Source organism: Paenibacillus sp. R-74696, assembly GCF_055814915.1.
Genome location: NZ_JBPULM010000018.1, coordinates 52,909 through 67,737 on the forward strand (window position 1 = coordinate 52,909; position 14,829 = coordinate 67,737).

Here is a 14,829-nt window from a genome sequence, read left to right on the forward strand (position 1 = left end):
AACCGCTTGTCTCCGGGCTTCCGGATACAAGCGGTTTTCGCATTTACCGAGCTTATCTTTAACCTAATTCCGAACTACTTCTTAACACTGTTGAGCTAGTTACTGCTAGTTACTCATCATCCCCCATATCGACCACATAGGCGGAAGCCGACCGTCTGCCTTCCCGCGATTTGGCGGACACGCGCTTATCGGCCTGTTTTTTTGTGCGCCTATTTACCGATTCCTCTTTACGCGCCATATGCGCCAGCTCCTTCTCCATCTTCTTGAAGTTGGCAAAGCGGCGCTGCTCCAGCGTTCCATCCGCAATCGCCTGTTTGACGGCACAGCCCTCCTCCTTAACATGTCGGCAATCGTGAAAACGGCAGCTCGCAGCCAGCTCCCCAATATCGGAAAAGGTCGTATCCATACCCTCATCGGACTCCCATAATTGCAGCTCCCGCATACCCGGCGTGTCTACGATAATCGCACCACTCGGCGTGACAAACATTTCGCGATGTGTCGTCGTATGCCGCCCTCTGGCGTCGCTTTCGCGAATTTGCTGGACGCGCTGCTTCTCTTCATCCGCCAGCCAGTTAAGCAGCGTCGACTTACCGACACCGGAGGAGCCGGTTATCGCGATCGTCTGCCCAGGGAGCAAGTACTCGGCTAACGCCTCCCGCCCCTGGTTTTCAAAAGCACTCACGGCATGGACGGGAACGCCGGGAGCTACCCCCTCCACCAGCGCGGTATAATGATCAGGGTCATCACAAAGATCGGCCTTGGTCAGCAGCACAACCGGCTGCGCCCCGCTCTCCCAAACGGCGAGCAAATACCGCTCTATTTTCCGCAGATTAAAATCCTGATTCAAGGCATTCGTAATAAAAACATAATCCAGGTTGGCGCTGATCACCTGCACATCGACCCGCTGCCCTGCCTCCTTGCGCACCATCGCCGAGCGGCGGGGCAGCAGCGCATGAATAACGGCCCTCGCCTCACCGGGGAGCGGCTGCGCCAACACCCAATCGCCTACCGCTGGAAAATCTCCGCGATTGACTGCTTCAAACTCGAACTTTCCGGTGACAACGGCCGCCTGCTCGCCTGCGTCCGTCACAATTCGGTACTGATGTGAAAACTGCGCTACGACGCGCGCTGGCACCAGCGGCACACCTCCTGCTGCTATGCGCTGCAGCTCCACTTCCCAATGCTCATTCCAGCCATAGGCTTGCAGCAGCGTTTTGTGTTCCTGTGCTTCCGGTTGTTGCTTGATTTCTTGATTTTCCTTATTCAATGTCAAATCGTATTCCTCCATTTGTTGGATGTTTATTTATTTAGGTACAACAAAAAAGACCACAGCATAATCCTGCGGTCTTTTTCTCGCACAGCGATGCCAAGGAGCCACATCTGTACGCACAAACGCAAAGGGCAGTCTCCACCTTTCGGCGGCCAAAGCCCATTTCGAGGGTGAAATATAAGCCAGTTATAAGCGTGAAGCTTATAAAGGCTTATATTTAAAAAAAGTCCGCAGGACACCAACTTGGTCTCCTGCGGACACAAAAAAGCTTCAAAAACGGCCCAGCCCTGCTGCACTTCCCCCAGCAGAACCCTTATGCTCTATCCGTCTTCTTAGCTTAAGTCCGTAGAGACCGACGCCATAACAATTAACTCTCTGCTCATTGTGCTCATATAACATCAGCCTCCTTCTTCAAATTAGTTCCAGTATAGACTTGGAAGACCAGCCAGTCAAGCCAGGCAGCCGCCTTTTTATTGCTTGTTTATTTAGAGACGTAGTAGAATTAAGCTTAAAACCGTGCCACAGGCACGAAGGAGAATGGAAATGGACGAGACGACAACTGGAAAACTAAAAGTATATATGGCAGGCTTCGAGGTGTTTCGCACTGATGCTGTGGAGCTGGGCAAGCAAATGAAGGAGCTGTGCGAGGCATACGGCTTTGAAGGTATTTTTCCGCTGGATAAAGATATTAAGCCTTCACCGACAAAATGGGAGACGGCACAGGCGATTTTCGCCGGCAACGTCAAGCTTGTGCAGAAGGCCGATATTATCATCGCCAACTTGAACCCTTTTCGTGGACATGAGCCGGATTCCGGCACGGTATTTGAGTGCGGGCTTGGCTACGCGATGAATAAAAAGCTGTACGGCTTCGTCAGCGATAAGCGCACACAGGCAGAGAAGCTGCTGCTCGGCATCGATTCGCAAACTGGATTGTATCAGGATGGCATGCAGGTAGAGAACTTCGAGCTGCCAACCAACCTTATGCTGTCTGTCCCGCTGACGATGGTTGAGGGCGGACTTGAGGATGCCTTGAAGCAGGCACGCCAGGACCTTTTATAAATTAGACGGCGCAGGCATGCTATCGCTAGAAGTCAATTAAAAAACAGCCGCTAGCCCCTTTTCTTAATAAGGGCGCAGCGGCTGTTTTAGCTTTATTTTATAAATATAGAAGTGCGTTTAGATGCTGTTCCCGCTTACTTTCCATAATAGCTTTTCAATGCGTCTATAATGCCGAGCGGGTTTTTGCGCAGGTCTTTGGCGCTGAAATAAATATCGCCCTTCACCTCAGGATGCTTCGTATTGTATTTCAATTGCTTGATGATTTCCTCCGAGGTTTGCCACCCTGTTTCTTTCGTTCCCAGCTTATAAGCGGCATGGCCGATATAAAGATCGACGCCTGTGTTCGCCACTTGGGCTGCCCACCAATCCACCACTTTATCATAACGCGCTACCGAGAGGGACATGCTCCAATACACTTGAGGAGCGACGTAATCAATCCAACCCTGCTTGACCCATTTGCGCACATCTGCTGACATACTGTCGTATGCCGTCACTCCAGCATTCGTATCGGAGCCGTTCGCATCCTGCGATTTGTTGCGCCATACACCGAATGGGCTGATGCCAAAATCGACCGTTGGTCTAGCGCTGTGAATCGACTCGTCAAGCTGCCTTACGAATTCATCAATGTTGCTGCGTCTCCATTCCGCTTTGGTCGCGAGCTTCTTGCTGTTATAGGTCTTGAACGTGGCATCATCGCTCAGCGTAATGTTGGAAGGATAAAAATAATCGTCCAAATGTACGCCATCGATATCGTAATGGTTGACCACTTCCATAATGACATCAATTACATGCTGGCGCGCTGCTGGAACGCCCGGATTAATAAGCAACTGCGAGCCGGAGGTCAGCACCCAGTCGGGATGCTCCACCGCCACATGATTGGAGGCGAGCTTGCTCGTATCTGTATCCGTATTCGCCCGGAAAGGATTGAACCAGGCATGGAACGTCATTCCGCGGCGATGCGTCTCATCAAGCATAAATTGCAGCGGATCGTAGGCAGGAGCCACTCCTTGCTTGCCCGTAAGCACCTTCGACCAAGGAACGAGAGCCGATGGGTAAAGCGCGTCGGCTGATGGCCGAACCTGTACGAATACGGCATTCATCCCCATCGCCTGTACATCATCGAGCAATGCCTTAAATTCCTTCTCTTGCATGGCTTGTTTTCCATAGGAAGCTGTTGAAGGAAAATCCAAATTGTAGATCGTCGATACCCAAACCCCTCTTAGCTCGGTGCCCGCGGCGGGAGTCGGTACGACTACCGGCGGCAGCGGCTCTATTGTAGCAGCAGGCGTTGGGGTCGGGATAGCAGTTGGTACCGGAGTCGCGGTTGGACTCGGCTTCGCTGTGGCCGATGGTGTAGGAGCAGGCGTTGCGGCCGGACTCGCTGGCGTGCTTGGCATCGGGTTAACCATATCTTTGTACAAATTAACAACCTTGGCTTCATTATCCCATCTCACGGCAACACCCAGCTGATTGCTGACAAAACGGAGCGGTACCATTACTCGCCCGCTCACGGTCTGTACCGTCGCATCAAGCGTAATGACGCTGCCGTTGACAAAAGCGCTATTTTGCCCCGAAACCATCGTAATAATTGTATCGTCCTGACTAATCGTTACCTGCTTGGCCGCCTGTGACCATCTCACCTGTGCGCCAAGACTTTCACTAATAACGCGCAGCGGCACCATCGTTACGTTCAAATCCTCACGAAGATAGGGAGGAACATCGCTGCTCACCACATCGCCGTCCAGCACAATTTGAATCACCTTCGCTGCCGCAGCTTGTACAGAAGCAGGCGCAATGCCTGCAGGGATCATTAGAATTAATAATAAGGAGAGCAGAAGCGCCCGTTTGAATCTCATTTCCTTAAAACCTCCAGATTTTTTAGTCATTTTTCCCTCTGAATACACCGAAAATATAGACGCTTCTGATCAAGACGAAGTTGCGTTTTTCCGTGAAAAAGTAAGCCTATGGATATAAACCATCTAATCTATAACGGCGATCTTGTAGCCGCCTTCTTTGCTTTTTTGGAAGGTGTAGGTCATCGCGCTGTTCTCTTCGAAGCCTGCCTCAGACAATAAATCGACCCTGACAACTACATTGATATTGCCCGACTCGAAGTAAGTGACATCTTCAATTCCCGTAAAATAATATTGATAATAGCTCAAATAAAACTGAAACGGATCCGAATGCGCTTGGTCAAGAAAGCTGCTGTTAAATGCCGTCTGATCCTGCTTCAACAGCGCCTTCAAATTCGTTTGCAGCATTTCCGCCATCCCTTGCTCCTTCAGCTCGGATTGAGAAGCCTCCCAATCAATATCCATCCCCGGTTCAAAATCGGCGGCCGTGTTGGCGGGCGCATTAGTCGTTTCACTCGGGCTTGAAGCCGCGGAAGACTCTAACTGCTGCGGCGCATTCTCGGCTGCGGAGCAGCCTGTGAGCAGCAGGAGACAAACAGCTGCCGCCTGCACTATTTTCAGAATCACAATAAACCACCCTCTTCTCTCGTTTCTTCTACTCCTATGATCTAAACGCCAAAATCAGGAAAATAGTTTCGATCCGCAGCAGAGTGCTTCGGTACTACAAAAAGTGAGTACTAGTTCAAGGGGAAACAGGAGAATATAATGAGACGTATACTCCTAGAGAAAGGCAAGTGAACGCTATGCTGCGTACAAACATGATAAGAATGGGCTTCCTGATGGGCATCGCATTGCTGCTTGCGGCTATCTTCTATTTATTCGCTGCGAATTGGGACGGATTTAGCAGCTCTCAGAAGATGCTGACCTCCGCCGGATTCGTTTTATTTTTCTATGTGCTGTCCTTCGGGTTCTCCCGGAGCAGGCTCCCGCTTGGCTTGTCCGCCTTTCTAAGCGGCATATTTCTCGTCGCAGGCTGCATCGCCTTTGGAGCAGCCATAGCGCTTGCTGACCAAATTTATAACCTGCATCAGCCCCCTTTCATCATTTGTCTGATTTCATTTCTGCCGAGCCTGCTGCTCGCATGGATTACGCGATACAAGCCGCTATATGTGCTGACGTATATATTTGCGCATTTCACGCTTTATTTTTTATTCGATTATCGTTTGTTTACACCGAATGTGGAGATGAACACCCTGCTGGCTGATTCCACTTTTGTCTTGTTCAATCTAGCTTTGTTTCTGCTAGCACAGACGAAGCGGCTTGCTTCTGAAATCGTTCGGCTGGCAAGCTTTGTGATGCTCCACATATCGCTGCTTAACCTTGCTGGCGCCTTTGAGCATGCTGGCCTGTCGCTGTTCATGAATGTTTTGGATATCGCCGTCATAGGGGCCTGCTTCTATTATTTCATGCGCATTCGTCTTGATAAAACGCTCCTGACCCTTACCGCACTAGCGGCATCCGCGTATACGGTGGCAAAATTCATCCGTTTCTCGCTTGAAACCGAATCCGTCTTTCGTTTCGTTCTCGGCATCTTGTTCGTTATCGTGCTGCTTACAGCAAACGTGCTGTTTTTCCGCTATATGAACAAGCTAGGCAATAAAACCTCTACTGGAGAGAAAACGGCAGAAGAGATGAAAGAGTCTGATGTTTCTACTGTTTCTGTTGCGGAAACTGCCCATCAGCAAGTAAATGGCGCCGCGAGCCGGACCACTGACCATCATCTGCTGGGCAGCATCGTCTCTACGGTCATTACAATTGTCGGCATCATCATCGGCAGCATTTCCGTTATTGGCCTAGTTGTACTGCTAACGGATGAAAATGGACCGTTGAAGACGCAGCACGCCCTGTATGCTCTATCGCTGCTGTTCATCGTGCCAATGCTTCTGCTGCCACGCGTAAATACGGTCGTTCGTTATACGGTGTTTACCGTTGGCTTCGCTATGGGGCTCGTGTCCATTGCCTGGATCGAAAAAGCGCCGCTGAGCGTCATTTTCTTGGCTATTGCGATTATCAGCTGGCTTCGCCTGCAAGGGCGCATGCAGCAATTGATCACCTATACGCTGATGAATATTGCCGCTGCCATTGTGCTTTATCAGCTATTCCAAAACATGCACGACGCTTATTCCAGCATCATCATTTCCTTGACCGTGCTTAATGCAGCGGTATACGGCAGCTCCTTCGCCGCATCGCATGGCGAGCGGCTCGCCCATCTGAGGGAAGGCAGCCTGCTGTTCAGCTTTATTTTTCTCCTATGGCTGTCATCGCTGGACCCGGTATTTACTTTATCAGTGACGCTATTCAATGCGTTGGCCTTCATTGTGCTGACAGCTGCGGTTTTCCTCTTCATCAAACGCGAGCAAGCGCTGGAAACAGCGGGAAGCTTCTTCTTCTGGCTCCTCTTTCTCGCGATCAAGTATTACGATTATTTGTGGACGCTGCTGAACAAATCGGTCACGCTTGCGCTGCTGGGCATTGTCGCACTCGGCGTCTCCTACTGGTTTGCACGCCGCCTGTTGAAGGGTGAAAATCCTCATGAGGCAAGCGTTAAAATCGAGTTTTTCGTTGGAAAAAGGAGCTGGCTCATCGCCGCAGTTGTATTGCTCCAGCTTGGTTTCATAGCCTATCAGACGACAGCCAATGAGTCTTCTCATAGTCGTAAAGACCCTGCGTTGTCAGCCCTTGCTGATCCTGCCAACGTCGAGGTATCCGTCGTCACTGTATCTCTGCCGCACGGTCTAGTGATAGCTACACAAGCTACTCATAGCCACATCAGCTAGTAATCCCAGCAAGCAATTGAATCATATGCATATGCAAAGCACAAAAAGCGCCAAGCCTGCTGGCTTGACGCTTTTTGTGCTTTTGTGCTTTGTGCTTTTTGTTGATTTGGAGCTTACTCGTATTAATCTCGAAAGAGCGGAGCAACCTGAGCAACCTGATCGCTTGCTCATTTTGGCTTCTAGCGGACACGAGATCCGCTATTTGAGGAAAAGAGGGGCTAGATCTAAATGTGCGGACTACAAATCCGTTATTTGTCTAAAACGGAACATACACAATAGGATAATAACAAAATAAGGCCCCTGGTGTCCGCCTAAGTCCAAAAGTCGTTCATTTATCCGAAATAACGTCGCTGGTGTCCGGCTACTGTAGGAATTCGGCGGAATCATTAGGATATGACTACGGCTTCATTTTCCCTTCCCCTTGCTCGCTCCCAAGGACGGAAGCTGGAACTTTCGCGTCAGACTCCAATCGATTCGCTAGCGGGTAGCGGTTAATAACGAGCTCGCCCATCCCCCTCGTAATTTTCACCTCAGCCGTTTCCTGCGGTTGAAGGAATACGAGCATTGCCTGAATAGCAACATGCGGATCGACGGTGTCGCCGCAGGTGTAACAGTCGAGCGCGGCGAAGCCCTTCTCGGGATACGTATGGATCGACATATGACTCTCGGACAGCATGACGAGCACCGTCGCGCCCTGCGGCTCGAACTGCTCAGCCTGCACGGATAATATCGTCGCGCCGCTCGCCTCTGCTGCTTGTACCATCTGCTGACTCAATAGATCAGCGGCGTTTAAATGCTCGAATGCGATGCCCCACGCGTCCATTGCGACATGGCGGCCATACGTTGAATATTCCATCATCAGCACTCCTTCAGCAGCCTATTTTCTTGTTGTTTGTAAAGATCCGGACGGCGGTCATAAAAAGGAGCGACCAGCCCCTGCTCCCGATTCGTGCGCAGCATGGAAAAATCCAGCTCCGCCATCACGAACATGTCCTGATTCAGCTCACCCGTCTCCAGTATGCCATCCTCGGCAAAAGGCACATCGCAGGGCGTGAACAGCCCCGCCTGGCAATAGCCGCGGTCAACCTGCGGACGATCCTCATTGAGCTCCCCAACGATGCCGCTGAGCACAACGAACAGCTGGTTCTCGATCGCCCGAGCCTGCGCGCAGAGGCGCACCCGGTAATAGCCGAAGGAGGTGTCCGTGTAGGACGGACATAACAGCAGCTCCGCGCCTTGATCGGCAGCAAGCCTTGCCAGCTCGGGAAACTCGATATCGTAGCAGGTCAGCATCGCAAGCTTGCCCCAGCTTGTCTCCACAATATTGAGGCTGTCCCCTGCCGCCAGCGGCCAGCGTGTCTGCTCCTCAGGCGTGAGATGCAGCTTGCTTTGCGTCTCTATCCGTCCGTCCGGAAAGAACAGGAATGCTTTGTTAAAAAACTTGCCGTTTTCCTTGCAAATATGGGTGCCGCCCAAAATCATCAAGCCCTGCTCGCGGCTGTTTTTTTGCATCAGAGCTATATAATCCTCGGTGTAGCTGTCTAAGTAACGGCAGGCTGCCTCATGATCCATTTCCTCCGTAAAACCCAGCAAGTGTGCGGTCATATATTCAGGAAACACGATAAGATCAGCGCCACGTCCTGCGGTCTCCTGAATGGTAGCCGTGATTTTTTGCCAAAATGCCGCCTCGTCCGCGATGCCCGTCAAGCTATATTGCACAGCTGCTACCATAAATGGCTTCATAAGCGCCTCCTATGCTACGAATGAATTTGCAAGGAATAGATGTCCGTCCTGCGGTCGCGGAACGTCAGCACATCCTTGGACTTGCGGTAGCGCTGTAAAATTTCCATGTCGACTTCGACCATGATAATCGTCTCTGTATTTTCACTGCACTCTCCAGCAATGCCGTCGCGCGGGAATGAGGAATCAGCTGGCGTATATACACCGGATTGCGCATATTGAATATCGACGTTGTCCACATGGGTCAAATTGCCGACCGTTCCCGAGGTAACCGTAAACACTTGATTTTCAATCGCCCGCGCCTGGGCGCAATATTTAACCCTTAGAAAGGTCTGGCGATCCTCTGCGCAAAAGGGGATGAAAATCAGCTGCGCACCTGCTTCCGCTACGGCCCGCGACAGCTCCGGATATTCAATGTCGCTGCTCAGCTGAATGGAAATTTTGCCGCAGTCGGTATCGAATACCTCCAGCCTGTCGCCACCATTGATGCCCCACCATTTGCGCTCATTTGGTGAAATATGCAGCTTGTACTGCTGCTCGATCGTCCCGTCGCGGCGGAATAAATGACCCACATTGTAGATGCGGTTATTACGCTCCACAAAATGTGAGCCGCCGATAATATTTACATTGTATTTAACGGCAAGCTCCGTGAACAGCTCCACGTATTCCGCTGTGAAAGTCGTCAGCTTGCGCACCGCAAGGCTGGGCGACCGGTCATCGAGGAAAGAGAGCAGCTGCATCGTCACATTTTCCGGAAACACGACAAAATCCGATTTATAATCGGCCGCGACATCGACGTAATGCTCGCACTGGGTTGCAAACTCCTCGAACGAGTCGATTTTTTTCATCATATATTGAACGACGCAAATACGCACTGGAAATGACAGCTTGTAATGGATTTTGCTGCTGCTCGGCTTGTAGTCGATATTGTTCCATTCCAGCAAGGAGGCATAGCTCATCGAATCATCATCATCGGGCAAATAGTTCGTCAAAATCCGCTTGAGCGTAAAGCCGTTCATCATTTGGAACGTCAGCACTGAATCATAGATGTTCTGCTGCAGCACTTCCTCCGCATATTCGCGCGGCGTCAGCTTGTCGCTGTATTTGTGATAGCCGGGAATACGTCCCCCGACAATAATGCTTTTTAAATTAAGCTTCTCGGCCAGCCGCTTGCGCGCTTCATACAGCCGTCTGCCGATTTTCATCCTCCGGTAATCGGGGTGCACCATGACCTCCATCCCATACAGGCTCCCGCCTCGCGGGTTATGGTTGCGAATAAAGCCTTTATCCGTAATTTCCGAATACGTATGCTGCTCCAAATAGTCGTCGAAGTTGACGATCAGGCTGGAGCAGGAGCCAATAATTTCGCCATCCAGCTCCACGCAAATTTGCCCCTCAGGAAAAATGCGAAGATGGCTTTCGAGCTGGACTTTTTTCCATGGAGCCATATTAGGAAAGCAAATGAGCTGCAGCGCAATAATCTGGTCGATATCTGCCATTTCTATATTGCGGATGATCATCTTTTTCTCAAATTGAGCAATCGGATCGGCTGTCATAGAACGCCTCATTTCATTATTTGTCCTTAGTATACGCTTGAAAGTTCATAGCTGTATTAGAGTACGGTAAATGCATTGTAAACTTCGCTGCATAAGCATAGCATTGCCGATTTTCCCGAAAATATGGAGGTCCGCTCCAAAACGGAGCCGAAATGGGAAAAAGCCCGGCGCACAGGCTGCTTTCCCCACAAGGGAAGGCTTTCTGCGCGCCGGGCTTTTGCCGCGGCAACTCGCTTTGTAAGGTATGAGATGAAGGCAGCCCATTACAGCTCCATTGACTTAGTCAATCTTTATAACGCGGCCCTTTTCATCCAAAATAAACTTCGCTTTTCTAACCGTATCCTCTTTGACCATGCGGACAGCACGAACCGCCGGATCGGAATCATCCAGCTCCGTCTTCCAGCCAGCTGTGTTCACCAAAGCCAGCACCTGCTCAAAATCCATATCCTTGTAGCCAAAAAAGCCGCTTTGTCCCGCCCATTCCTTGAGCAGCACCGTTAGTTTATGATTCAGCTTGTCTTCTACCGTTGTATGAATGATTTTTTTTCTAGCCATTGTCCATATCTCCTCTATTTGACCACGAATAAGCTCTTGCGTTAAGCCTTAATTTCGAGCAGTTCATATTTTATGATACCCATCGGTGCATTCACGCTAATAATGCTGCCCACTTCCTTGCCCATCAGCTCTTTGCCAAGCGGGCTTTCGTAGGAGATTTTATTATTTGCTACATCGGCCTCTTCTGTGCCAACGATTTTGTATTCCAGCTTCTCCGAGAATTCCACATCATTCAAAATTACGGTGAAGCCAATGTTGACCCGGCTCGTATCCAGCGCTTCCACATCAATGACGCGTGCCTTCTTAAGCATTTTCTCCAAAATAATAATCCGGGTTTCCATGAAAGACTGGTCGTTTTTAGCCGAATGGTACTCGCTGTTTTCCTTCAAGTCACCATAGCTGATGGCCAGCTTGATCCGGGCTGCGAGCTCCTTGCGCTTCACATATTTGAGATCGTCAAGCTCCGCTTCCAGCTGGGCAAGCCCCTCTTGCGTTAATATAATTTCTTCTCTATCTTTCGACATCTTAACAGCTCCTGTCCAGCATTCTATTGTTCATTCTAACCTAATTCGCCTCAACATGCGAAGACTGCCTTTCGTTAAACGCTGCTTCACAAGGTGAAACGGCAGGCGCTACCCTCTGGCGGCGTTGCGCGTTTCATTCCGAGAAATATAGAGAAAGGATAACATTAGTTCATCCTTTCCTATATTTCAAGGTGAAACGGCAGGCGCCATCCTCTGGCGGCGTTGCGCGTTTCATTCCGAGAAATATAGAGAAAGGATAGCGTTTGTTCATCCTTTCCTATATTTCAAGGTGAAACGGCTGGCGCTGTCCTTTCGCGGTCCGGCGCTTATAAAAGCTTATATCTTAGAAAAAGCATCCCCTGCCGCCTGTAAAAAAGCAGTCGGAGATGCCCGTATGCCTTGCTGCTGCCCAACCTGCTATGTGCTATCTAGCCGCGCTTTCCTGCGTCACTTGATCTTTGGATGCCTTGATCTGCTTGCTGCGAAGCTGTCCACAGGCCGCATCAATATCCGTACCATGCTCCAGTCGAACGCTGCAGCTGAGGCCATTTTTCTTAATCGTATCATAGAACGCCCGGATCGACTCCGGCTCGCTGCGCTGATACTGGCTATGCTCATCGACCGGATTATAAGGAATGAGGTTCACATTTACGAGCGACCCTCTATCCGCTACAAGCTCGACCAGCTCAAGCGCATGCTCCACCTGATCATTCATATCCTTGAGCAAAATATATTCGAGCGTAATTCTCCGCTTCGTCTTGGCCAAATAATAATCAATGGCTTCCATCAGCTTCTCAATTGGCAATGCCCGATTGATCTTCATAATGCGCGTGCGCAGCTCATTATTCGGCGCATGCAGCGAAATCGCCAGATTGACGCCAAGATCGTTGTCGGCAAAATCCATAATCTTTTTGGTCAAGCCGCTTGTCGAAACGGTAATATGCCGCGGGCCAATCGCCAGCCCCTTTTGATCCTTGATGACCTGCAGAAAATCGACCAGATTCGTATAGTTGTCGAACGGTTCGCCAATGCCCATAACGACCAGATGGCTGACGCGGTCGCCCTGCTGCTCCTTATCCAGATACAGCTGCGCCTTCATCACCTGCTCAACGATTTCGCCGCTCGTCAGGTCGCGGCTCTTCGCCAGCAGCCCGCTCGCACAGAAGCTGCAGCCGATGTTGCAGCCTACCTGCGTCGTCACACAGACGGACAAGCCGAACTTATGCCGCATCAGCACCGTCTCGATCAGATTGCCGTCGCTGAGCTTGAACAGGAATTTGCGCGTTCCATCCGCCGACTCCTGAAGCGTATGCTCTGCCAGCGTCTGGATGGCAAAATGCTCTGCCAGCAACTTCAAGCATTCCGGATTGACGTCCGTCATTTCCTCAAAGGACGTGACCCGTTTCCGGTACAAATACTCCCACACCTGAGTCGTGCGGAATTTCTTATGTCCATACTCCAGCAGCCAAGCGGTTAGCTGCTCGAAGGTTAATCCATAAATGGATGGTTTCATCATGATTGTTCCTCTTTCCACTGCATTGAACGACCGATCCGTTCTTCTTTAACATTATTGTCCCAAAAATACTACCCGAACACAAGGGGCGTGGAGAAAATGGCTATGCGGCGGCCATAGACAAAGATTACTTTTTAGCAATATGGGTACTTTAAAGTACGTACTGTTCTTTCCGCATGCAAGGGTGCATAATTACAGTTGTCAGTGAGCAATGAGTTAAATGCTGCAAATCATATTGCGGCTCAATTATACTTTTTTTTCAGGAGGAGAATTCATTTATGACAGCACAACATTTGCAGGATACGGTCACGCTTCATAACGGCGTCAAAATGCCTTGGTTCGGACTTGGCGTATTTAAAGTAGAAGATGGCGAGGAAGTCGTCAGCTCGGTTAAAGCAGCGATCAAAAATGGCTACCGCAGCATTGATACCGCAGCTGTATATCAGAATGAGGAAGGCGTGGGTCAAGCAATCAAAGAAGCGATGGAACAGTACGGGGTCGCCCGTGAAGATCTGTTCGTTACCTCCAAAGTGTGGAATTCCGATCTCGGCTATGAGACGGCGATTGCCGCATATGAGACTAGCCTAGCAAAGCTTGGACTAGCGTATTTGGACCTTTATTTAATCCACTGGCCTAAGGCAGGCAAATATAAAGAAGCTTGGCGTGCGCTGGAAACGTTGTATAAAGAAGGCCGCGTGAAAGCAATCGGCGTCAGCAACTTCCAGATTCATCATCTGGAGGATGTCCTGAAGGATGCGGAGATCAAGCCTATGGTCAATCAGATTGAGCTTCACCCCCGCCTGACGCAGAAAGAAATTAGAAGCTTCGCTAGCGGGCACGGTATTGTTATTGAAGCTTGGTCACCGCTCATGCAGGGAAAATTGCTCGATGAGCCCGTTCTGAAAGCCATTGCCGACAAGCATGGAAAATCGACGGCTCAAGTGATTTTGCGTTGGGATTTGCAAAATGGCATCATCACTATCCCTAAATCGATTAAAGAAAATCGGATTATCGAAAATGCCGCCATCTTCGACTTCGAGCTTTCCGCAGAAGAAATCGCACAAATCGACGGCTTGAATCAAAATGTGCGCGTCGGTCCAGATCCGGACAACTTTGATTTCTAAATCGATATCTAGCACGAGTCATTAAAAAAATGTTATGGATGCTTTTAACGCAGCTTTCTTTACAAATAAAGAATCCCATTGGAAAAGATGATGCCCTTAAAAAACATCATCTTTTCTTCATTACTATTCTTAAATATTACCAGCAATTTTCTATTACTTCAGTTCCATTATCCGTGATGATTACTTCCGAAAATCCTGTTAATGATTCCGTATAAGAGCATATTCCTTTTTTAAAAACAGCTCCTTCTGAGTTAACATAGCCTAAATAAACCCCTCCCTCTTTTCCCCCCAAGGATATATTAGGTTTTATTTTCTTTTTTTCACCACTTTTTAGAACATTACTAAAAATATGCTTATTCTCCTTTTTCACACTATCGTATGTGTCTGTTCCTGTCAGCACCCCAAGCTCTAGTGAGACAACATCATAACTGGATTGATTATCAATAGTGACTGAATAACTTTGAAATTGCGAAAGGAATTCTCTATTGCTTTGTATCAAAGTAAAAATGATAGTTAACCCTACGAGTAGAAAGCCAAGAAAGGACAATAAGAGAACTTTTTTGCTTTTATTCATATAACTGTTCTGACCTCCTCACATGTAATCCTTCCTTTCTATTCTGCTCCTCCACCTCTACCTTACAGACTCTCAAAATAAGGGATATGTTTCATTAATTATAAAATCCCCCTTCTCATTCGCCTCTCCTCTTTTTACTGTCATATTTTCACATGGTGCTATAAATATATTTCAAATCGACAAATAGCGACGAACTGTCTAAAATGAGTTTAGATGCTTGTGCA

Annotated in this window: 13 protein-coding genes; 3 read left to right on the plus strand and 10 right to left on the minus strand. The window is 49.3% G+C overall.

Features of this window, described 5'->3' with window-relative positions; translation table 11 throughout:
• Nucleotides 1-109: 109 nt before the first annotated feature.
• Entirely contained in the window at nt 110-1,267 is a 1,158-nt protein-coding gene (gene rsgA / locus ACSR9A_RS04640) for a ribosome small subunit-dependent GTPase A (protein WP_473756107.1), read from the minus strand.
• 546 nt (nt 1,268-1,813) lie between these two features.
• Between rsgA and ACSR9A_RS04645 the strand changes: the two genes are divergently transcribed.
• The gene (locus tag ACSR9A_RS04645) at nt 1,814-2,329 is read left to right on the plus strand and encodes a nucleoside 2-deoxyribosyltransferase (protein ID WP_473755929.1); all 516 of its coding nucleotides are present in this window, start codon (nt 1,814-1,816) and stop codon (nt 2,327-2,329) included.
• Nucleotides 2,330-2,463: 134 nt separating this feature from the next.
• On the opposite strand, the gene ACSR9A_RS04650 is transcribed toward ACSR9A_RS04645, so the two are convergent.
• Both ACSR9A_RS04650 and ACSR9A_RS04655 read right to left on the minus strand, forming a co-directional pair.
• The gene (locus tag ACSR9A_RS04650; protein WP_473755930.1) at nt 2,464-4,185 is read right to left on the minus strand and encodes a family 10 glycosylhydrolase; all 1,722 of its coding nucleotides are present in this window, start codon (nt 4,183-4,185) and stop codon (nt 2,464-2,466) included.
• A gap of 123 nt (nt 4,186-4,308) precedes the next feature.
• Complete coding sequence (locus tag ACSR9A_RS04655; protein ID WP_473755931.1) at nt 4,309-4,809, minus strand: P-loop NTPase family protein; 501 nt, start codon at nt 4,807-4,809, stop codon at nt 4,309-4,311.
• A 176-nt stretch (nt 4,810-4,985) separates the two neighbouring features.
• Here ACSR9A_RS04655 and ACSR9A_RS04660 point away from each other — a divergent pair, with 176 nt between their 5' ends.
• Nucleotides 4,986-7,019 (plus strand): DUF2157 domain-containing protein, encoded by a 2,034-nt coding sequence (locus ACSR9A_RS04660; protein WP_473756108.1) that lies wholly within the window; start codon nt 4,986-4,988, stop codon nt 7,017-7,019.
• Between the two features lie 397 nt (nt 7,020-7,416).
• Here the strand turns inward: ACSR9A_RS04660 and speD are convergent, their stop codons facing one another.
• The 6 genes from speD to rlmN all read right to left on the minus strand — a co-directional run bounded on the left by speD (nt 7,417) and on the right by rlmN (nt 12,910).
• Complete coding sequence (gene speD, locus ACSR9A_RS04665) at nt 7,417-7,875, minus strand: adenosylmethionine decarboxylase (protein ID WP_473755932.1); 459 nt, start codon at nt 7,873-7,875, stop codon at nt 7,417-7,419.
• A 2-nt stretch (nt 7,876-7,877) separates the two neighbouring features.
• On the minus strand, nt 7,878-8,762 hold the full coding sequence (locus ACSR9A_RS04670; protein WP_473755933.1) for a carbon-nitrogen hydrolase family protein: 885 nt from the start codon (nt 8,760-8,762) through the stop codon (nt 7,878-7,880).
• 14 nt (nt 8,763-8,776) lie between these two features.
• Entirely contained in the window at nt 8,777-10,327 is a 1,551-nt protein-coding gene (locus ACSR9A_RS04675; protein ID WP_473755934.1) for a GNAT family N-acetyltransferase, read from the minus strand.
• Between the two features lie 267 nt (nt 10,328-10,594).
• Nucleotides 10,595-10,870, minus strand: a complete 276-nt coding sequence (locus ACSR9A_RS04680) for a hypothetical protein (RefSeq protein WP_473755935.1) — start codon at nt 10,868-10,870, stop codon at nt 10,595-10,597.
• Between the two features lie 41 nt (nt 10,871-10,911).
• Entirely contained in the window at nt 10,912-11,394 is a 483-nt protein-coding gene (gene greA / locus ACSR9A_RS04685; RefSeq protein ID WP_473755936.1) for a transcription elongation factor GreA, read from the minus strand.
• A 424-nt stretch (nt 11,395-11,818) separates the two neighbouring features.
• Nucleotides 11,819-12,910, minus strand: coding sequence for a dual-specificity RNA methyltransferase RlmN (gene rlmN, locus ACSR9A_RS04690; protein WP_473755937.1), 1,092 nt, complete (start codon nt 12,908-12,910; stop codon nt 11,819-11,821).
• A gap of 275 nt (nt 12,911-13,185) precedes the next feature.
• Between rlmN and ACSR9A_RS04695 the strand changes: the two genes are divergently transcribed.
• Nucleotides 13,186-14,031, plus strand: a complete 846-nt coding sequence (locus ACSR9A_RS04695; RefSeq protein ID WP_473755938.1) for an aldo/keto reductase — start codon at nt 13,186-13,188, stop codon at nt 14,029-14,031.
• A gap of 136 nt (nt 14,032-14,167) precedes the next feature.
• On the opposite strand, the gene ACSR9A_RS04700 is transcribed toward ACSR9A_RS04695, so the two are convergent.
• Nucleotides 14,168-14,605: a hypothetical protein gene (locus ACSR9A_RS04700; RefSeq protein WP_473755940.1), complete on the minus strand. Its 438-nt coding sequence runs from the start codon at nt 14,603-14,605 to the stop codon at nt 14,168-14,170.
• Nucleotides 14,606-14,829: the final 224 nt, after the last annotated feature.